At 34.5% G+C, this 23169-nt stretch carries 12 protein-coding genes and 1 pseudogene; 2 read left to right on the top strand and 11 right to left on the bottom strand.

All coding sequences use genetic code 11. The annotated features are described in order from the left end of the window. Nucleotides 1-2 precede the first annotated feature (2 nt). From CLV33_RS09515 to CLV33_RS09560, 10 genes are all read right to left on the bottom strand, one after another. Nucleotides 3-3308: a DUF5107 domain-containing protein gene (locus CLV33_RS09515; RefSeq protein WP_105473711.1), complete on the bottom strand. Its 3306-nt coding sequence runs from the start codon at nucleotides 3306-3308 to the stop codon at nucleotides 3-5. A gap of 35 nt (nucleotides 3309-3343) precedes the next feature. Beyond that, the gene (locus CLV33_RS09520; RefSeq protein WP_105473712.1) at nucleotides 3344-6100 is read right to left on the bottom strand and encodes a sugar-binding domain-containing protein; all 2757 of its coding nucleotides are present in this window, start codon (nucleotides 6098-6100) and stop codon (nucleotides 3344-3346) included. 97 nt (nucleotides 6101-6197) lie between these two features. Further along, nucleotides 6198-6953 carry an SGNH/GDSL hydrolase family protein gene (locus CLV33_RS09525; RefSeq protein ID WP_105473713.1) on the bottom strand — a complete coding sequence of 252 codons (756 nt, stop codon included), beginning with the start codon at nucleotides 6951-6953 and terminating at the stop codon, nucleotides 6198-6200. Nucleotides 6954-6955: 2 nt separating this feature from the next. Continuing rightward, on the bottom strand, nucleotides 6956-8356 hold the full coding sequence (locus CLV33_RS09530) for a sugar porter family MFS transporter (RefSeq protein ID WP_105473714.1): 1401 nt from the start codon (nucleotides 8354-8356) through the stop codon (nucleotides 6956-6958). Between the two features lie 32 nt (nucleotides 8357-8388). Next, the gene (locus CLV33_RS09535) at nucleotides 8389-9996 is read right to left on the bottom strand and encodes a sulfatase (RefSeq protein WP_105473715.1); all 1608 of its coding nucleotides are present in this window, start codon (nucleotides 9994-9996) and stop codon (nucleotides 8389-8391) included. A gap of 7 nt (nucleotides 9997-10003) precedes the next feature. Continuing rightward, a complete protein-coding gene (locus CLV33_RS09540) occupies nucleotides 10004-11569 on the bottom strand; it encodes a glycoside hydrolase (RefSeq protein WP_105473716.1) in 1566 nt (521 codons plus the stop codon). A gap of 122 nt (nucleotides 11570-11691) precedes the next feature. Next, a complete protein-coding gene (locus CLV33_RS09545) occupies nucleotides 11692-13326 on the bottom strand; it encodes a glycoside hydrolase (RefSeq protein WP_170064001.1) in 1635 nt (544 codons plus the stop codon). Between the two features lie 20 nt (nucleotides 13327-13346). Then, nucleotides 13347-14927: a RagB/SusD family nutrient uptake outer membrane protein gene (locus CLV33_RS09550; protein ID WP_105473718.1), complete on the bottom strand. Its 1581-nt coding sequence runs from the start codon at nucleotides 14925-14927 to the stop codon at nucleotides 13347-13349. Between the two features lie 6 nt (nucleotides 14928-14933). Beyond that, nucleotides 14934-17954: a SusC/RagA family TonB-linked outer membrane protein gene (locus CLV33_RS09555; RefSeq protein ID WP_105473719.1), complete on the bottom strand. Its 3021-nt coding sequence runs from the start codon at nucleotides 17952-17954 to the stop codon at nucleotides 14934-14936. Nucleotides 17955-17991: 37 nt separating this feature from the next. Continuing rightward, nucleotides 17992-19404, bottom strand: a complete 1413-nt coding sequence (locus CLV33_RS09560) for a hypothetical protein (RefSeq protein WP_105473720.1) — start codon at nucleotides 19402-19404, stop codon at nucleotides 17992-17994. A gap of 387 nt (nucleotides 19405-19791) precedes the next feature. Between CLV33_RS09560 and CLV33_RS09565 the strand changes: the two genes are divergently transcribed. Further along, nucleotides 19792-20679: an AraC family transcriptional regulator gene (locus CLV33_RS09565; RefSeq protein WP_105473721.1), complete on the top strand. Its 888-nt coding sequence runs from the start codon at nucleotides 19792-19794 to the stop codon at nucleotides 20677-20679. Between the two features lie 956 nt (nucleotides 20680-21635). Here the strand turns inward: CLV33_RS09565 and CLV33_RS09570 are convergent. Further along, the gene (locus CLV33_RS09570) at nucleotides 21636-22229 is read right to left on the bottom strand and encodes an insulinase family protein (protein ID WP_394340404.1); all 594 of its coding nucleotides are present in this window, start codon (nucleotides 22227-22229) and stop codon (nucleotides 21636-21638) included. A gap of 34 nt (nucleotides 22230-22263) precedes the next feature. On the opposite strand from CLV33_RS09570, the pseudogene CLV33_RS09575 reads away from it, so the two are divergent. Continuing rightward, nucleotides 22264-22497: pseudogene (locus CLV33_RS09575) on the top strand (hypothetical protein); the annotation flags it as partial. Between the last annotated feature and the right edge of the window lie 672 nt (nucleotides 22498-23169).

Genomic DNA, 23169 nt, shown 5'->3' on the forward strand with positions numbered 1-23169 from the left:
TATTATTTATTAAAAACCTCAACATGCTTTGTATGAATGTGAGCTGGTATGTGGTACAAGTTAGTAGTTAAAACCTTATCAAAAGCTTCAATGGCCTTAGAGTGATTCCCTTTACCCAACTGTCCTAAACCAATTAAAAAATTACAATGGATTTTGTTGATTACATTCAAGTCTTCTTCCCAAATTAATAAATCGGGGAGGGATATAGCAAAATAATCCAGCTTTACATCATCATTAATATGGGTTTTACCATAATTCAATAAATTGTCAAACCGGGTATTTGCTTCTTCAATTTTACCTAATTTTTGCAATGCCAAACCTTGATAAAAAATCTTATCGGGTTGTTGGTCGTTATAGAAAATAGCTGGACTTGGATCGCTTAGCCCCTTAGACGCTTTTTCAAAATAAAACTTTGCATCTATATCATTTCCTAAACCTTCATGAGCACAACCCAACCAATAATCAATATCATTTTCTACGGTACCGTGAAGTTTTCCTTCACCTAAATTATGAGGATAAATTTTTGCTTGCTCCAATAATTCTATAGCTTCATTGTAGCTGTTTAAGTTGATGTGTTTTTTTGCTAGTTCAATATGGCATGTTAAATATTGAAACGGCACTTTGCCCTCGCCGCCTTCCCACGGGTGAAACTGCCTGTTCACCATCAATTCCTTAGCCTTTTCATACTCTCCCTTAATATTGTACAAAGCAGCTCGTTCCAGGTACAGGTCATCTCTTGAATTGGTTAGACTTATATGCTTTTCTAGCAACTCCAAACGGTCGTCAACGGACACGTTCATTTTTTTGTATAATTGATCTAATTCCATGAGCAAGCGTGCGTCAGTACTATCCAGTGAAAATGCTTTTTCCAGATGTTCTCTTGCCAAATCTTTTTGATTGGTTTTATTGTAATACAGTAATGCCAAATTACGATGTGTAATGGCGTGTGCACCATCCAATTTTACGGCAGTTTCCCAGCAGTTTTGAGCTTCATCATATTGCCTTGAAGCATACCAAAAGTTTCCTAAATAGTAAAATGACCTAGCATCTGTTGGGTTTGCTTTACATGCAGCCTGTAGTGCTAAAACCTCCTCTATCTTATTTGGAAAACAATAATCATCAGGCATTAGTGATGCGCTTTTGTAGCAGTCCAAGGCTTTTTCGGTATCGCCCTTTTGGTCAAAGTACCATCCCATGAAATAATATACCATTGGATATACGTTTTCATTGTCTTCAGCATGCGCTTTTAAAAGTGAAATTGCTTCATCAAATTGGCCTGCCATAGCATAATCCAATGAAAACTCAATATAGTTATGGGCGTAATTACGAAGAATCTCCTTAAAGGCTTTTATATCATCTGGATTATTTGTTAAAACATAACGCTCGTATAGTACACCAAAATTAAATTTATCGATTGCTAACGAATCCTCAACCAGCGCTTTGGCTGCTTTAGCTTTACCCAATTTCCTTAGAATAATAACTTTTAAATGTCGTGCTTTATGATTGTGCCAATTTTTAATTAAAGCGCGATCCACTAAATCTAAAGCTTTTACCAAATCACCTCTAAAACAGTCAATTTGTGCTAAATTAAAATAACCTGCATCTTGCCATTGCGCATTCCAGCAGGATTTGAAGAAACTTGCATACGCCTCATCTTTTTTTCCTAAGAAACTAAGAGCTAAACCTTTATTAAAATAAGGCTCTCCATTGTAAGGGTTTGGATTGTGCCTTGTAAGTGTTTCTATTGCAGTTTCAAAATAAGCCAAAGATTTTTCTAACTGCCCTTTTCTTAAATACCAGAGCCCCATAGCGTTGTTATTACGCACGTCTTTTGGCGACCTTTTTAATGCCTCATTGTAATAATCGGTTGGACTAAACGTAGCATGCCTGTACTGTTCTAAGTGTAACCCTTGAAGATATAAATCCTCTACCGTATCGATATCTTTGGGTGCTTTGGCTGCTTTTGCAGGTTCAGGGATTTCTTGTGACAAATTTTTATCAGGCTCCCAAGCCACCAATATACTGCCTGTTTTATCGGTTACTGAAATATGTAAATCCTCGAATGTATTGGAATCTATATCTATTAGTTGTTCAAACCCTTGTTCAGGAGATAGGTTTACGGTGTCTTGGAATAAAGTTTTATCTTTTCCCTTCAAGGTAATAACACTATCATCATAAACAGAAGTAACGTAAACCTTTACCAAAGCTTTTCCATCTTCCATTTCAAGATTTACCAGAGCTTCTTTTGTTGCATTTTTTACCACACCCACATTGTAATAGGGCATAAAATATTGTTTGAAGCTTTTTTCTTCATAAGGATGCATCCAAGAAAAATCTGGTTGGTTATCAGTATAAACTCCACACATTAATTCTATGTATGGTCCATCTTCATCGGTTAGGTTTCTATCCCAAGCTTTACCAAAATCACCACTGCCCCATGTCCATTGTTTTTTTCCAGGTGACACATTGTGGTCTGCAATATGGAGCAATCCGCCCTTAGAATCATTTTCGTAACCGCCAACAAAATCATATTCTGATGTTATGGCCATATAACTTGTTGGTACAGGAATATTTTTATACCTAGAGATGTCTGTCCCAGGTGAATAATCTACCTTATAATATTCTCCCTTTGCGATAGGGAACTCTGATACGTCTCGTTTTCCATGATCAAACACTGCATGTACATCTGGAGGGAATACTGATTGGTAATGATCGTTTACTGCTACCGCTGGGTTTGCCCACCATAAAAAAGTTTGTGGGTGCGGGGTGCGGTTATATAAATGTGCCTTAATTTCCAAATACGACTTATCTGGATGCAATGTAAAACCTGCCATTCCTTTAGTGCGGAACATACGCTCTAACTCGCTTACCCAAACTGTTTTACTGCCATCTTCATTATCTTCAATGTAAAAATCGGTAGGATCGTAAGTACTTGGTCTATGGTGTTGCGGCCAATTAAACTCTATACCTCCAGAAATCCAAGGTCCTGTTAAGCCTACCAAAGCAGGTTTGATGACATGGTTATAATACACAAAATGACGTTCCCTAATTTTGTCATAAGCCATTTGTATTCTGCCCCCCAAAGCTGGCAATACCATGATTTTTATATATTTATTTTCGATAAATATAGCGTCCCATTCTTTATCTATCTTGGTATCGCTAATTTTTTCAATTACTGGATGCGGATATACAGAACCGCTGCTTGCTTGATATACGCGTTTTTCTAAAAAAACAGGGTATTTCTCTGGAGTTCCAACTTCGTAAGTAGGTATTACTACTTTTTCTTTCCAAGCTTTTACAGTCTTCATAATGTCATATTTTAATCTACTATAATGGCAGATGGTTATTTATAATTTAAAAATGCTTTTATCTGTTTTATATCTAATACGGTTTTTGGATTAAAAGCATCACTAGCCATATAGTTTTTTAAACTATAAAGCAATTGTTGCGCCTCTAACCGTTCTTTTATATTTGTATGCAAATCGATACTGGAAAACAATAGTTTCCCGTTTCCAACCCTAGCTTCAAAAATGAGTGCTGTCTTTCTGTTTTCAAACCAATCGTCAACGATTCTAACAATAGGTTTTAAATCCTTCGGTAAATCGTCTAAAATAATAGCGTTTGAGTTACTCATGGCATCCCACCATTGCCAATTGGAGTGATATTCCGTTGGAAATTTTGCTAATGCAGGATGTTCAGGGTTGCATAAAATACCCAAGGTATGCGGTTTTTGCCCTTTTGTCCACGAGGTATTCCAAAAAATACTTGAAAACCCAACACCAATGTCTCCCCCTTTTTTAGAAACGATATCGCCCTTTGTAATATTTAAAAGTAAATTTCCACCTTTTTTAAGGTATGCTATAGCTGCCTCGTCTAATTTATCAATAACTTTAACGGTCTCTTCGTTTTTTATTTTATCTTGTTTATTAGGATAGACCCAAACATCCCAAGAATTTTCAAAGTTTGATACTTCCACACTTAGTGTTAACTTTTGAGGAGTTTTAATATCCTTTAATGGCACGGTTATTTCTCCTAAATCAATACCATTACCTATTGAAATATCCAAAGTTTTAAAAGTTCCTTCATTGATAATACTATCAGTACTAGATAACACCCACTTAGAGCTTACTTTTTTTAATGGTTTCTCTCCATAATGTGCAACTTCAACAGAAGCACGTAAGGTATCTGTACTCCTGAAAATACGCTTTTCTAAACGAGCTAAAGGCACTGTTTCATTACAAAATCTACTAAATGCTTCTGGCGACACATAGCCCTTTTCGTCCCAAAAAGCATCCAGCACACCTACTAGTGCCGTACCTTGACCTGGAAAATCATGTAAATCCAATAATTGGAATCCAGCAAAATCCTTGGTTCTCAATGCTGCCTCAATATCTGCTTTATAACACAAGGTTTGTAATTTCCCTGAAGCCAACAACAAACTATCTGCTAAATGCCCCAGATTATTATGTTCGAGTGATTCCTTAAAAATTTCAAAATTTTTAGGCTTTAAAACACCAGTATATTTAGACATTTCCTTAAAGTTAGGAAATACACACCATTGTCCAGTTTCGTGACTCACGTAGGGCATGGGTGTTTTTTCTATAATATCGCTATAATCAAAAACAGTTTGCGGTGGTTTACTATTAATAATGCTATTTAGGTTTTGATTCCAACCTTGTATTCTTGGTTTAGAATTATTATAATAGTCCATATTATCTAAATACGGCCAACCCGCAGCACTAGTGTATAGTCTTCGATTGTCATAAGATTTAAAATAATTAATAAACTCTCGTAAATAGGCTTTGTGGTTTTCACCATGGGGTTCGTTTCCATAGGCCATCATCACAAAGGACGGATGATTGCCATAGTTATCAATAATAGCTTCAGCCTCTTTGTAAAGCCATTTATCAACAGGAGCTCCATCTCCAATAGTTGCCCATGCCGAGGCTTCTACTTGAAGGTAAACACCCATTTCATCGGCAGCCTTAAAAGCAGCTTCTGGCGGACACCAAGAATGAAAACGCATGTGGTTAAGTCCATGATTTTTAATGATTTTAAATATGCGCTTCCAAGAGCCCACATCGGTTGGTGGATAGCCCGTTAACGGAAATATGGCACACTCTAAAGTACCTCTTAAAAAAACAGGCCTTTCGTTTACGGTAAATACCGTTCCTTTTGCCTTAAAATCTCGCATACCAAAATCGATTTGCTTAGTATCGGTTCCTAAATCAGACTTTAAGGTAATTTGCATTTGGTAAAGATTTGGGTTAAACTCGTCCCATAATTTAGGGTTGTTACCCATATTATACTTTACCACAATTTCATTAGAGTCGCTACTATCAATATTTCTCTTTAAGGTTTTTAGCTTTGTGCCCGATGCTGATTTTTCTGCAACCTCAATTATTAATTCTCCTTTTTGATTTTTTTCTAAAATGTTTTCAATTTGAATGATTGTTTTTACGAACTTATTAGAAACATCTGGACTAAGTTTAACATTGCCTATTGCCATTTTTGAAGTGGCGCTAAGGTATATATCTCCAACAATACCATTCCAATTGGTTTGTGTATTATCAGAAATACTATGTGCATCTAAACCAACGTTAATATCTTTCACCCGATTATCAACACGAATGCTTATGGTATGTTCACCCGTTGTTAGCACATTATTTAAATTATAATTATGAGGTGTAGCCAAACTGTTTTGCATACCAATTTTTTTGCCATCAACCCAAACGGTAGATTCCCAATGTACACGCTCTAGATATAAATTTATACTTTTATCGCTCCAAGATTCTGGGATAACCACGGTTTTTTGATACCATGCAGCGCCTTTATATTCTTTTACTGGCGTTAACCAAAAAGGTACTTTTACATTTCCATTCTGCCTGTATTTCTTCATTTCAGGATCCTTGTACCACAAACTGTCATTCCACATATTCCCTGTCCAATGCGTATTAACTTTTATGTCGTTACCCTTTCCGTTTTCTGCCATAGAAGCCGGTAAAGTTACAGTTCCACTTAGGTTTGAATTGAACCATTTTTCTTTTATACCTTTATCAGTTGAGTCAATTTTAAAACCCCAATCGCCAGATAAATCCATGTGTAAATGGTTACTGTTTTTGCAAGCATTCAAGCTCAAAACAAAACAGCACAAAAGAGATAATATGAAGGTTTTAATATAATTCACTTTTCAAATTTTAAAGTTTTGAATTAGTTACAAAATATTCGAAAATAGCATCTGCAACAAACTGATGCCCTTTTTGGTTAATATGATTATTTTGAGACATATAGCCTATTAATTCTTCTGTTTCAGCCAATTTTTTAAACAGTGCAAAACTATCCACTAACCCTACATTGTACTTTTTTGCCAATGCTCTAATTTGATTACTATACTTTGCAAGTTCTGCATCTTCAGAAGTTATATCTTCATTCAAGTCTGGCGTTGGAGTTAACAAAATAACTTTTGTGCCATATTCCAATGCTTCCTCAATCATTTGTTCCCAAGCAATTTTTGCCCTTTCCAAACCTATGCTTCTGTCGTTTAGCGCATAATCAATAAATAACACATCGGGCTTATGCATCAACACCTCATCTTTAAAGCGCTTTGCACCTTGTTCTGACTGTTCTCCCCCAATAGATGTTGTGATACTATTAACTACAGAGTATGGATAAAAATCATTAATTTTTTTCAATGTTCTAAAAGGATAAGCATTTAAACGATCTACCACGCCTCTGGTGGTATAGCCAGTTGGTACAGAATGCCCATGAAACACTAAATTAATAGTTCGGTTTTTTGGCCATCTTACCTTTAATTCCAATTTAAGCGAATCTAAATAAGAAGGAGCTATGGCTTCTTTAGAATTTGAAGTATTGCTTTCCTGAGCCAAAACCATATTGAAACCAAACAAAGAAATAATTCCAAAAAATAAATATATTCTAACAATTGATTTCATTACTATTTTTCTTTAGTAAACTCTAATTCTATCTCCTCCAAGCTTTTCCCTTTGGTTTCTGGTAATTTGCGTTTTATGAATAAAAAGCCTGCTACACATATAAAACTGTAAACCCAGAATGTTCCTGAAGCACCAAGCGCATCATTTAATAATGGAAACGTAAATGTTAACACAAAAGATGCCACCCAGAGAGAAAACGTAGCGATAGACATGGCCACACCTCTAATTTTATTAGGAAAAATTTCAGATAAAACTACCCATGTAATTGGTGCTAAAGACATAGCGTAAATAGCTATAGCTGTAATAACTAAAAGTAATACGGGCCAGCCTGTAAACTTAAAAAAGTAAGCACCACCCAATATTAAATAAACTATCCCTAGACCGATTGACCCTAACAACATCAATTTTCTACGCCCCCAACTATCAACAGTTCGCATAGCAATTAAGGTAAATATTAAGTTAACACTACCTGTAATTACAATGTTGAACAGCATATCGCCAACACTGTAGCCAGCTGCGGTAAATATTTCTTCAGCATAATTGAAGATGATATTTATACCACACCATTGCTGAAAAACCGCCAATACAATCCCAATGATTAAAATGGGTTTAATTTTGTGATTCTTAAAATCTGAAACATTTACTTTTGATGTACCACTTTCACTAAGAGTTACCTTAATGCCCTTTAATTCCTCTATAGCATAAGCTTCTCCTCCTATTTTTGCTAATACACTTTTTGCAGCAGAATCATTATTTATTTTCACTAAAAATCTTGGACTTTTAGGTACAATAAACATCAAAACAAAAAATAAAACAGCTGGAATAAGTTCTGCCCAAAACATCCATCGCCATCCTGTTTGTCCGTTCCATGAGCTTAGAATCATTTCTGACGAACTATTACCCGGGATGGCCTCGGCTATAAAATAATTAGCGACTTGTGCCGCCAAAATACCAATTACCAGCGTTAATTGATTGATAGCTACAAACTGACCACGGTATTTTGCTGGTGCAATTTCAGCAATATACATAGGCGACAATGTTGAAGCTAACCCTATACCTAAACCACCTATAAGGCGATATATTATAAAAGGTGTGAAACTATCAACATAACCTGTACCAAAAGCCGATATCGTGAATAAGGCAGCCGCTAAAATTAAAGGCAATTTTCTACCAAATCTATCAGCTACAAAACCAGATATTACAGCACCAAAAATACAACCTATTAAAGCACTACTCATAGCCCAACCTTGAAGTGTAGGCTGCGTGCTAATGTCAAAAAACAGTTCGTAAAACGGTTTTGCACCGCCAATAACCACCCAATCGTAGCCAAATAAAAACCCGCCCATAGCAGACACTAAGGCTAAAAAAAGTAAATATGAAAAATTAAATTTTGTATGTTCCATGGTTTGGTTTGTTTGCTTTTAGTACTGCTCTTTTAGTCTTTAGTTAAACTACTGTTGTACCAGTCTTCATTTGGTCTAAAATTTTTACTTAAAAAGTCCATGCGCTGTTTTTCTAGTCTCGGTAACATATTATTTTTTCTGTTTTCACGGAGTTTTATAGATTTAGCTTCATCAAAATTTGGATTTATCTCAGGTACATTAGCATTTGTATTTACTAAATAGGCATCTAATTCCCTTCGTAATTTTCTAGCTAGTTTTAGGTTATTTTGATAAACATTATTTTGCTCACTTGGGTCTTTTTCTAGGTTATACAATTCATCTACACCATTTTCCCAATAATGAATCAATTTCCAAGCACCTTTTCTTATAATACTAACGGGTTCCCCGCCTTGATTTCCATAATGTGGATAATGCCAAAACAAAGCTCTTGTGCTTAAGCTTCCACCTTTTAGTAAAGGCAACAAACTAACCCCATCTATGGTTTGATTTGGTTTACTTTCTATACCAGCCAAATCCAGTAAAGTTGGATAAAAATCAATACCTGAAACTGGATAGTCGATAGTTTTAGGTGTGTTTTTAAGCATGGGTGCTTTGATTAAGTAAGGCTCTCTTATACCGCCTTCCCATTGGTAACCTTTACCACCCCTTAGAGGAATATTGGTAGTTGAAAACGCATCGCCACTAGCTACCCCACCATTATCGGAGGTAAACACAATGATAGTATTTTCTTCCAACCCAAGTTCTTTCAATGTATGTAACACCACACCGACTGCATCATCCATGGATTCTACCAATCCAGCATATACAGGATTATCCTGTACGGTACGAATAGGCAAGATGCGTTCCATTTCAAAACCAGATTCTGGAACACCTAGGGATATTGCCTTATATCTATACTTTTCCCATTTTTGCTGTGTGGTTTCTATGGGACCGTGTACTGCGTAAAAAGATAGATACGCAAAAAATGGTTCTTTTTGGTTTTTTGTAATGAAACTTGCCGTTTCTTTTGCTAATCGCATTGTAAGGTTTTCACCTGGATATTTATAATCAAGTTTAGGGTTATTCCATGGTGCATAATACCCGCCTTTAGGACTACCAACTTCCCAACCGCCAACATTAATATCAAAACCATTATTTTCAGGCGTATTGGGCTCATCTCCAAGATGCCACTTTCCTGCAAAAAATGTTTTATAACCATTTTGTTTTAATGCTTCAGCTATGGTAGTATGTCCATCAGGAATGGCATGTTTATATTCTGGGGGCATAACTTTGGTGTTATGAGCGTTTGTCCAAGTTTTTCCAGTTGTAGCTCCAATCCAATCGGTAATACCGTGTCGCGCTGTACTTTGCCCAGTTAAAAGGCTCGCCCTTGAAGGGCTGCAAACTTGACAAGCTGCATAACCTTGTGTAAACTCAACCCCTGTTTTAGCCAGAGCATCTATATTTGGGGTCTCGTAATAATTGCTACCAGCATAGCTTAAATCGTGCGCTCCTAGATCGTCGGCAAGTATAAATACAATATTTGGTTTTGTATTTAGATGTGTTGCATGTGCATCTTTGTTTTTACAACCGCCCAACAAAGCGGTTGTAAAACAAAGCACTACAACTAAACTAAACAAATAACTATAACTAACTTTCATTTTTCACTTAATATGTACCTGTAAATGTGTTTACAGACCTCGCTTTAATAAGCATATGTTTTTTATCCTTAATTGATATTTTTTGCAAATTTTCTTCTTTTGAAGTTCTATATTGTGCGTTAATAGAATAATTTGAAAGGTCTATTATTTTATCTTTATCTGCGTAATTAATTGCTACAATTACCATTTTTGATGTTTTGCTATCCTCGTAAGCAGATAGCATTACACTATTGTAACGCTCCTTTACGGACTTGTTTTGATTTAAACTAATTTGAACCCGAACCATTCCTGGCCTAACAAAACGCGCATAATTCCCAAAAGCCCATAATAGTTTTGAATCGTTATAATCTCCATTGGTTTTCATAGCATCCAAATTGAATAAATCATCAGATAAACCAGAATCCAAATAAATAAGACCATCCTTAAAATCGGCATTTGTTAAAGCTGTCCACCATTGCCACGAACTGGCATTGGCTAGGGATAAATCGGCGTGAATTAAACGCGCTACGTATAACGCCGTATTCATTCCTAAATCTCTTTTATGCCCACTTCCTATATCATCAGTTTTCTCAAGGATGCAAAATTCACTTTGCCAATAATCGATATTATGATTCTCTAACTTTTTATTTAGCTTTTGACGGATTGCAATTAAACTATCTACAGGCCAAGTAGTGAAATAACTATGACCAGATATGGTTTTTTTAATATGGTCTAAATCTTTTACCGTGCCATTTTTACCGAAAAAATATTCTATTTGGTTACCACGTTTTGGCTTGTTAAAATTTGAGTACAACCATCGTAAGTCAGCAGCTTCCGCTAAAACTATTTTAGTATCTAAATTGCTCGCTTCAATTTCAGTGTTAAGTAACTGAGTTAATTTTACAATATTTTCATTGGTTGCTGGAGTACCTTCTTGGGTTTTCTTTTCCCATTCCCATTGTGGTTCGTTAATTGGGCTTATATAATCAAAATGTATATTTTGTGATTTAAAATATTCCAATACTCTAACCATAAATGCTGCGTAGTCATCATATTTATCTTCCTTTAGATTTAATTCACCACTAACAATATCATCATTATAGCCTTTCCCATTCAAGGTCCAATGTACTGGAGCAGAAATTGAAAATGCCAATAACTTATCCACACCATAGGATTTTGCTTTGTTTAAAAACCATTGTTGCCCTTTTTGTTTGTTCCAATCGTAATTACCTTTTACATCTATAAACGATTCCGCTCTACGCCATTCATTTTTAATACCAGAACCCTCACCCTGCTCAGATGTACCCGAACCTATGTAAAAACGCCAAATTGAAAGCCCTATACCTTTAGGGCTTCCATTAGCATCAACTTCTTTACTGAATAAAAGCTCAGCTATACGTTCTTTTTTTTCCTCTGGCCAATATTCTCCAACAAATTGGCATCGCCATGCATCAGAGGCCCCAAAACCATCTATTGTTTGATAGGTAATATCTCGATCTATGTTTACCTTAAGAACATCTTGCTTTTGAGCATTACATACTAGAATAACACCTACAAATAAAAAACTGATATGAAGGATTTTTCTTTTTAACATTCTTGAAACACTATTTTTTTCGCTGATTTGTAAAACACAGATACAATAGGGCAATAAAATTTTAAGCTCTGCAATATGAAAACATAATTACAGGGAAATTCCACACAACTATCGATTGATTATTATTTAAGTTTTGCTTTTAAGGTTACTATAGATTTTTCAGGTATTGCCACTGCATCATAAGCTATAGAACTCTTTTTTAAATTACTAGATGATGATGTGGTGTACATATCAAAAGTCCCGTCTTCAATCTCAAAGTCTACAGCATAGTTTTCAAAGGAAATATCCCTTTTATCATTTGTATTGTTTACACATACCAAAACTATTTCATTGGCGGTAGTATCCATAAAACCAGAAATCATAAAGTTTTCTACAGAAGTAGCTTCATTGTAATCAGGATCTACAACTTCAAAACGTACCATACCAGGTCTTACAAATCTGCTATAATTACCGAGTGCCCAAAGTGGTTTAACGTCGGTAAAGGTACCATCTGTATGGGATGGACTATTAGAATTTGGCTGGTATAGGATAAGATTAAACCTAAACGGATGATCTCCAAAAGTAGATTGGTTTAAGGCAGTCCAATAACTCCAACCTGTTGCATCTCCAAACACTAAATCTGTATGAATAATTCTACTTAACCAAAGTGCATAATCAATTTCTTCTAAAGTGGAAACATCACGTCCTTGCTGGTATGCAGTACCTAATAAACTATATTCTGTTTGCCAATAATCTAAACCACTTCCGTTTAGTCTAGTACGCAATGATTTACGTTGCCTTAAAGATTCGCTTGTTGTACCATTGCTGAAATAACTATGTCCTGCGATATGATTAGACAAATTTGGTAAATCACCTATATAATTTGGACTAGTTGCATTAAAGAAATCATTTATCTGATTCGTAGTATTTTGCGAACCTTCAAAAAGATAAGTTAACTGACCAGCTTCAGGAATCATGATTTTAGCATTTACACCTTCATCGGTAAACTTTTGACCGATTATTCGAGTTACTGCTGCCACTTCTGAATTTAACGCTTTTGTACCTGACTGACTGACTTCACCAACACTACCAGACCATTCGTATTGTGTTTCATTAAATGGACAAACCACTTCGAAATTATAGCCTTTATTCTCATAGTTTTTCATCACCTCTGCCAAAAATGATGCATAAGCTTCATAGTTACTTTCTGGACAATTAAATCCATTAGGCAATCCTGGTGTTCTAAAAGTATAACCATTTCTTGTCATAAAGTATGGCGGTGTTGTGGCCCAAGCTGTAAATTTTTGTACGCCATATTCTTTTGCTTTAGATAAAAACCATTGTTCGCCAGCTTGCTTTGTCCAGTCGTAAACACCATTTTCATCTAAATAGCATTCCGTTTCCCTAAACCAAGATCCAGACCTAAACCCACTATCAGCTTGATCTGCGGCACCATCACCAATAATTGTTCGCCACATTGACAGTCCTATACCTTCTGGGTTACCCTGCGCATCTGTCTCGGTACTAAAAAGTAGTTTAGCTACTGGCTCTCTAGATGCATCTGGCCATTGACCAACCCATTGGTCTTGAAACCCTCCTGAAGCACCAAAGTGATCAATAGTTTGGAATTTATTGTTTAAATTTAAAACTATTCCTTGTTCTACAGACCCAAATTTAGGATCATTAGGATCGGTAAAATTATCTGTATCACAACTTAACATCAATCCAAATACAATTGCAGGAATAAATAAAGTTTTTATTTGCTTAATATAATTCATTTCTTTTTTTGTTATAAAAATTAATAACCAGGGTTTTGCACAATATTTCCACGAGATAGTTGAATTTCCTCTGGTGGAATTGGCCATAATAAATGTACGTTAGGATCAAAAAAGATGCCTTTTTCTTGTGGTTCACCTAGGTTTGTAGTTTCAAAAGGATCATCACTTTCCTCAGTATTATACTTTACGAATGAACCGTTTGGCCCCATTATTAATGCAATTCTTGGCACACCATTAATTTTTTGCCTTCTAAGATCAAAAAGTCGGTGTTGCTCTAACGCCAACTCTAATCGTCTTTCTTTCCAAATAGCATCCCTAAGAGCTGTACCAGATAACGACATATTCGTTTCTAATTGACCCCTATCTCTAATACGTTTTAATGATAACTTAGCAGTTCCTTCATCCCCATTAAAATAAGCAGCTTCAGCATGCATTAAAATTACATCTGCTAACCTTAAATGAATATATGGTAATGGAAGTTGCCCTCTTTGATATGGCACAGGACGCTTAGCAACTGGCACATAATATTTCCTATTAGTACGGCCAGATTTGTTTTCACTAGGCTTGCCATCAAATTCTGGCACGTCTGGATCACCGTAAACAGGCTCTCCATGCTTAATGATAGTAGAGCGTAAACGAATATTATCACCCTCACTTAAAAAAGCATTTTCCAAATCGCTTGTTGGTGTTCCCCAACCCCAGCCTTGATCTCCACGACTTCCATTTGTGATTGGAAAGTGGTTACCAATTTCAGAAAAAACAGGGTCGTTTATGTAACCAATCTCAAAAATAGACTCTACGCCATAAGGATTATCTACACTGTAAATATTTTCAAATTCCGGCTCTAAACTATATTCTCCAGATACTATTACGTTGTTAGCCATTGCCTGTGCCATGTCCCACTTTTCTTGAGTTAAATACACTTTTGCCAATAAAGATTGTGCCGCACCTTTTGTGGCTCTTCCTGCATCAGTTGCAGCATATTCACTTTTTAATGGTAGTACATTTATAGCTTTTTGCAAATCTGCCTCAATAAGTTCATATACTTCCTCTACAGTTGCTCGTGTCTTATCGTTTATTGCAGGCTCTAATAGTTCTGTATAAGTAGTAACTATGGGAACACCACCAAAACTACGTACTAAATCGAAATAGAAAAAAGCACGTAAAAAACTGGCTTCTCCTAGCAGCCGTTGCTTTAAATCCTCCTCTATTTCAACATCTGGTATTCTCTCAAGAGATATATTTGCCCTTGTTATACCTATGTAATGATTTTCCCAAAACGAATTAAAATATGTAGATCCCGGAAAAACATTATATGCAGCAATACCCGTTATATCTGGTCTTGGCTGTATAGTATTCCCTGACCAATTATCATCTGTTGCCATTTCATTAATTTGACGTGGAAAATTGGCCTGCCACCAGCTTTCGCCATTTATTTTTTTATAAATACCATTTACAAAACTTTCAGCACTTTCAGGCGATGAGAAAAAATCATCCAATTGCTGTCTTCCTTTTAATGGTTGGTCTAAAAACTCTTCTTTATTACAGCTTACATTAAGCAATGCCGTAAAAATGATTAATAATAAAACTAACTTTTTCATGATTTTTTATAGTGTTAAATTAAGTCCTAGTAAATATGTTTTGGTTATTGGATTTCTTGCGTAATCCACACCAAAATCATTAATAACATTTCCTCCTGCTGCCACTTCTGGATCGAAACCAGAATAATTAGTTATGGTGATAAGGTTTTGTCCTGACACATATAGTCTACATTTTTGAAATCCTTTAATATTAAAATTGTAACCTAACTGAACGTTACGAAGCCTTAGATAAGAACCATCTTCAATGAACAAATCTGAAGGACGCAAATAGTTTCCATTTCTGTCTGTTTGTGTAAGTCTAGGAAAACTAGCTCCAGGATTTTCTGGAGACCAAACTTTATTTAAAGTGCCTGCTGCAACGTTTACGTCCTGTATACCAGAATATAAGAATGTTGTAGGATAGTTAAACACATCGTTACCAAATGTACCATACCATTGCATTGAAAAATCGAATTTCTTATAACTTAGGTTTGCTGTAAGTCCACCATAAAAATCGGCAAAAGGATCTCCCATTATTTGTAAATCCTCATCATTTAATTGCCCGTCTTCATTGGTATCAACAAATCGTATGTCCCCTACTTGGGCATTTGGCTGTATAACAGTTCCATCTTCAGAAGTATGAGAATTTAACTCTGTTTGATTTTGAAAAATTCCATCTGTTTTAAACCCATAAAACAAACCAACAGTTTGTCCCACTTCAGTAATTTTAATAAACCTATTTCCCAAATCTTCTCTTTTTTGCCCTAATAGTTGTTCATTACCAGGCGCCAAAGATTTAGCTTTACTCTCATTAGTAGAAACGTTAAGATTTAAACCTAATGTAAAATCTCCCATTTGTTTATTAAAGCCAACTTGAAAATCAAAACCTTCAGATTCAAAACTTCCAACGTTTTGTGCTACTAGACCAGGAACACCTGTATAATTAGGTAATTCTACATTAAATAATAAATCCTCTGATGTTTTTTTATAGTATTCAACAGAAAAATCTAATGCATTATTGAACATACTCATCTCTAAACCAATATTTTGATCGCGTACTGTCTCCCATTGCAAATTGGTGTTACCAAATCTAGACAAGAAGTTAGTAACGACTCTATCTCCACCAAAAACATAATCGCCAGACCCTACTGAGAAGAATTGTCCCTCTCTACTTATATTCTGATTTCCAACTTCACCTACCCCCACTTTTAAACGCATATTATTGATTTTCTCACTTTTGAAAAATTTCTCAGAATCAATATCCCAAGCAAAAGATACACTAGAAAAAATACCAGTTCTATTATCCTTAGGAAATCTAGAAGACTGATCTACCCTTACAGAACCAGTAACAAAATATTTATTATCAAATCCATAGATAGTTCTAAATATACCTGACAAAATATTGTCTGTTGCCTCGTTGCTATTTACCGAAATCCCTTCACCGACAGCGGCGTCTATGTACCACAAATCTGGATTTTCACTATCTGGAACACCCTCTCTAGAACCATTGATATAATTGAAGTGTTGGGAATCATATAAGATCCCTCCCAATACATTAAGATAATGTTTTTCGTTAATGGTTTTAGTAAAGTTTATTGTATTATTTACAACATAGTCTATGTCCTGTCTCGTATTTCTAAAAACCCTATTTACCTCTCTTTGTTGATTGGGGTTTGTAAAATATTCTGGATTGAAAGCATCTGTTCCAGAATTAGATATGTTGAAACCAAACTGCGACGTAAACGTTAATTCTGGTGTAATTTTAAAATCAAGTTGCGTATTTGAGAAAAAACCAAAGAAAAAAGATTCATTAAAACTACGGGCTATACCACCGACCGGATTTGGCACATTATTATTACTAGCTTCATAAATACTGTAAATATTTCTACCTACACGTTCGCTTTGTGGCAAATATACTTCCGTTAATGGATCTATTCTTAGCAAACTGTACAAAGCACTAGGTGTGTTTTCCCAACGCTCTATTCTTGGACTTAAATCTTGTTTTAATTTTATTTTATCAGATATTTTAAAGTCTACATTAAAACGCCCCGTAACTCTTTGGTACCAGCCTTTCGTGTAGTTAGATTGCTGGTCGAAAAAACTTAAACTTCCTGCATAATTAATTTTTTCCGAACCGCCTGACGCTCTAATATTAGCATTAGTAATTGGTGCATAATCCTCTATTACTTCTTCCCACCAATCCGTATCTGTATTGAAATCATCCGCATTGTAAAGAGGGGCGTTTCCATCGTTAGTTCTTCTTAAATTAGTTACAGCAATATATTCATCTGCACCTGCCATTTGAATTTTTTCTAATTGCTGCATACCATAAGATACATCTACATCTATGGTTGTTTTACCTTCCTTACCTCTTTTTGTCGTAATTAAAACTACGCCATTGGATGCTCTAGAGCCGTAAATTGCAGATGCAGATGCATCTTTAAGTATTTGAAAACTTTCTATATCAGCAGGATTTAAAAAGTTTAAAGATGTTCCGCTAGGAAGCATTACCCCATCAATTACAATTAAGGGTTGACTTCCATTGTTTGTAGTAATACCCCGAACCAGTATTTGAGGTGAAGCACCAGGACTTCCCCCAGAAGAAAGTACTTGCACTCCTGCTGCCTTTCCCTGTAAAGCTTCTGCTGGGTTACTGGCTACCATTTTGGTAAGTTCCTCTCCATCTACAGTAGATATAGAACTTGTAATTTTATCTCTTTTAACCGCCCCATAACCTATAACAACAACTTCATCTAATTGCGCATTATCTGTTTGTAACACCAAAGAAATATTTGTTCTGCCTGCTACTTGTATTTCTTGAGTTTTATAGCCTACGTAACTAAATGCTAAAGTTGCATTTGCACCCACATTGATAGAATAGCCGCCATCAAAATCAGACACAGCACCATTAGTGGTATTTTTCTCCAGAATATTTACTCCAGGAATAGGCTGACCCTCTTCATCAGTTATGGTTCCTGTAACTATATTTTGAGCTATTGTTGTAAAACTAATTAGTAATAAGCTCAGTATTAATATTGAATGTTTCATGTAATATTTCTTTAAGTTTGCTTGTTTGTTTAATGCACTATCTACTAATTGCAGAAATTCTATTCAAATGGGTATCGAAAACAAAAGTGTAATCTTTACCTAAAGCAGAATCTGGAAAAATGTAGTTAGTTCCTCCGTTAGGCACAGTGGACTGAGGAGATGTAGGATCATCAATCCTCCAAAACGGTGACCACCCATCTGGATTCGCATTTAGAATAAAACCATTATTACCATCATTATTTGGCTCATCATCAATAGTAACATCTATAGTCCATAAATACGGGTTGTTGCTATCTTGAGTAAACGGTTTTCCCGATCTAAAGTTCCAACACATTAAGCTACCGTCGATATTAGAAGTACATGTAGACGTATCTCCAACAAATATACCAGTGCCAATAATATACACTTGATCAAAAGCAGTATCGTTAGGAGAATATGGTGTTACAATATAGGTTTGATCCCGTAAATCCATTGTAATTTCATAATAACCCATATTTGGCAAAACTATGGGGCTTACCGTAGCATCTGTACCCAATACTAATTTTCCAGAAACGTTTGGGTCTGCACCAAAGGCATAAGGCTCAAAAGATTCTTTTTGAGGTATAAACCGAACCTCTGTATTTGCAGTTGGAGCATAAAATCTAGCTGTAAATACATACCCGTCTTCACCTATTTCCGAACTAGCGGTTGTAGTATAAGGCACTCCAAAAATATCTGAAACTAAACCAGCATTATCAGCGACATCTGTTACATACATTACATCAAATAGTAGCTCGTTAAGAATATTCACATTAACAGTCTGTGAGGCTTCGTTTCCTGAAACATCAGTAGCTGTAACTTTAAAAGAATAGTTACCTGCCGTATCAACATTTATGCTATTAGTGTAAGTGTAGGAAGTTCCCGTAACAGCAAAAACCTCAGTAAGGATACTACTCTCAATTTTGAATTCTGCTAACTCAGCATCCGTTACCGTTATATTAAAATCGACTTCGTTTCCTGACCCAATTAGTATAGTAGCTCCATTTATTGGACTAGTAATTTGTATTTCTGGACTTGCAATATCCTGATCTAAAGTTATGACCACATTCTCAACAGTTGATTTACCTCCAACATTAGTGAATGTAATAGGTATTGTATGCACACTATTTTCTTGCTCATCTTCTGGGACTTTGAATTTGTAAGATAAATTATAGGATTCTGGAAGAGAATCTTTTACTATGGTTTTATCCAAAAACCATGGCTCGTATTTAATATTTACAGATTGAATACCCGCAGGATCGGACACAACACCCGTAAAAGTAAACGTTTGCCCCGGTAGAGAAGAAATCTCCCTTTCTAATGTTTGAACTTCTGGAATGGAATCCACACTTATGGAATCGTCATTATCACAATTAACTATTAATGCAAACACACTAATAATAAGTAATAATTTTACTTTAATTGTTTTCATCTTATTTAGTTTTTAATTTTTAGTTATTTGAGTTTAAGTTGTTGGTCTTTTTTAAGTTATGTTCAATATTTTTAAGTTTTTTTTGATTAATCAATAACACAGAAACATAGATGATTATTCTGTATTTTTCAAGAGCTAATAGACTAGAATTAAGGCTAATTTTTACATTTTTAACAAAATGTGATAGATATTTTACTAATGATTTAACATTTAAACTGCTTTACTACAAAAATAATAGTATAATTTTGAAATATAAATAGACATAAAAACCTAAAACATGGACAATATTACTTAATAAACGAACTGTTCCAAAACAACCTTAAATCTAGGAACTATGATGAAGATATATTTTATATATTCCTACATAATACAATTAATATTATAAAAATGGACTCAATAACAGTAAAAGAAGGATTTCTTGGTCAAAAAATGATTGCATTCCCCAAATCCATCATTAATGTTATGAAAAATAACGACATCACTAAGAAGTTTTACATAAGTGATTTAGGGTACTACCCAATGGCACACAACCATTATCGTTTCAGAAAAAAAGGTGCTGATGAATATATTTTTATTTATTGCACAAAGGGAAAAGGTGAAATTATTTTAAACGACGCTAAGACTGAAATTACCCCTAATCAACTTTTTATAATCCCTAGAAAAGTGAAACATGAATATAAAGCAGACCTCTTAGACCCATGGAGCATTTATTGGTTTCATTTCAATGGTACAATTGCTCCTGAATTGTACAACAGGTATATCACTACAAAATACAATAATTATAGAGATGTATCTTTTTCAAATGACAAAATTGACTTATTTGAAAAAATATTTAATTTATTCAACAAAAACTATCTAGAAAAACAAATAGAATACGCCAATATACTTAGTTTAGGCCTCATAAGTTCGTTTGTATATCATGATTTTGATTCTAGTGCGCAAACCAACCAACACGACACATTGGTAGACCAAGTAAAAAATTTTTTATTAAATAGCCTGGAAACAAATTTTACTCTAAGTGATATTGCTAATAAATTTAATTATTCTAAATCTTACCTACACACTAAGTTCAAAACAGAAACTGGTTATTCAATAATGGTTTTTTTTAATTTAAAAAAAATACAAAAAGCTTGTGAATACCTAAATTACACTGACTTAAGCATCAAGGAAATAAGCTTTAAAACTGGGTTTGATGACCCTTTATACTTTTCAAGATTGTTTAAAAACTTTATGGGAAAATCCCCTAGAAACTATAGGCAAAGTAAAAGGAAATAACTTATTACCCTGTTAATATATCAACACATCGCCACGTCATTTTACTTTAAAAAACTAACTTCAACTAAAACCATCCTCAATGACAAGTGCTAAAACAGAATTAAAGAGGGAATAATTGTACATAACTAAATTTTGAGAAGCATAACAAGCCATTAAAAATCTTTAAAAGTGAGAATTTGGATAGTTTCACTTTATTAAACTCTTTATTCATTTTTTCAGAAAAAAATCATTGATTTTACCGCCTTATAAGGGTTTTTTCAGAAAAAAATGTTACATATACTAATTCCACAAACACTAATTGACTATAAACCAACAACTTGAAAAATGTAACATCGCGAAGCGTGTTACCCTCTTGCTATACATTTTTTTTCGATACATCTTCAAAAAATCCATACTTGAATTTAAGATAATTTACTAATCGAATCAAACACTAGAATCATAAGAATTTAAAAATCTACAATCCCAACTCTTAAATCACATTAACTTAATCCAACATATGATTGCATTATTGTTAAAATCATTTACTTATTATATCTTGAACGTTTTCCTTTTTCTTCTATCTTATTTAGTAGAATTTTCAAAAGAAAATAAATATTAGGTAAAACCCTAGTAGTTCATTAACTCATTTACTTCCCATAGCGCCCTCACTGTTACCTTTTCCAAATTAATAATCCTGAAATTTGAAGCTCATAAAGATTTATAAAAAGCGTGAGGAACGAGCCTGATTATGCAATCTGTTGAGAAACAAATTTCATAGCTTTTAATGGAAAAGTTAATAAGGAAACAACTAAGATGTTATTTCCCACTTTAATATGAATTAAAAATCAATTTGGTGGTTACTAAAAAGAGAGTCTTTAATTTAAAGTTTAAATTAAGTGCTCTAAAGAATCCGCACAAAAGCCTGTAAACTAAAAATCACAGGCTTTTTTTGGTTAATTTTATTTATAAGAATGATTTTATTGCTTAACAAAACTTTCTGGAACTAATATAAATTCTGCATAGTTGCTCATATCAAAGTAAGTATTCGCAGCATCTTGAAACATTTTTGAGTTGATTTTATTAATATCTGCTTTATAATCTAAAATAGATTCAGGACTTATGCCGTATTGGCAGGCATCTTTTAATTTATACATCCAATAGCCGTTTATTTCTATATACTCTTCGGCATTGGCTAATTCTGCTTCCTTGATTTTATTGAGGTCTTCTTTGGTAGCGCCATTGGCTTTGATTTTATTGATTTCCTCAAAAACCTTGTTTATTAATTTTTCTACGTTATCGGGGTCGCAAGGAAACCTAACATTCAATCGACACCAATTGTAAGGCCTATCGGAAGCAAAGCCAGAAACTCGCACACCATAAACACCTGCCATTTTTTCACGCATCTCTTCAGTTAATTTAATTTTTAACAATTTACCTAATAAGTTGAGTTTCTTTTGTTCTTCAAGAGAGAAATCTAGAGTACCCGTAAAACGCATATCCACCTGACTTTTATCGTCAACGCCCTTTACAATAGTTTCCTTTATTTTTCCGTTGGTATAGCGTAATCCAATATCGCTCCAAGCGCTTTAAAACCTACCACCAAAGTGTAAACAAACATTTTTATTGAGCAAACAAGAACGACTAACAAATATTGAAATTGCTGAGTATTTAAACATATCTATAAAAACTGTTGAAGCGCATATTATTAAAGCATTCTCTATTATCCGTAAAAGAGCAGGTAATAAAACCAACAATATTATATTTTTACTTTTTAGAAAAAACAAAGAAATTTTTTATTTGGGTAACTGGATCATCAATATAAGACTCTTCTCATCCTAAGAATTAATCTATATGGTAAACATATTTTGGTATAGTTTGGAATGTTTTGACCTGACCTAAAAATAAAACTGTTAAAGTTTGTTAAATCGAGACCAATTCGGTGACCACTAAAAACAACACCATTTGGAAGCCCTGTAAACATAAGTAAGATGAAATTATGGTCGTTCTCTCCGACTCCACAATAAATCCCTTGAATTAGTAATAAATTCAAGGGTTTTACTTTTTAGTTGACTAAAAAGTTGACAATTTACAGTGTTTTTCTAAAACATTACTCATCCTTCAAGTTAACCTGAACTTAACGGATGTTTTTCATTTAAACCCCTAAAATACAAGTTCACAATAAATGGGTTCTCGCTACAATTTTAGTTCCTCAAATTCACTCGAACGGGCATATTGACATTTTTCTCATTAAAAATGCACAATACGCAAAACCATATAAATAACTACGCCGCAGCAATACCTGTTATTGTTGGAAGTTTAACGCTTGTTCATGGTATTAAATGTAACACCTTGACATACTTTTGTAACACTCGTGCATATGCTTTTTTCAGCTTCTAATAAACTTTGCCGTAGTAATTAATTTTTACAGCAATACCACCATTAAACATGTTTGCATTTCAGTACTACGAACCACACCACAAACGTGGTTTAAAACCATATAAAATAGTCACT

It is taken from the genome of Jejuia pallidilutea (genome assembly GCF_002973595.1).
Taxonomy (GTDB): domain Bacteria; phylum Bacteroidota; class Bacteroidia; order Flavobacteriales; family Flavobacteriaceae; genus Jejuia; species Jejuia pallidilutea.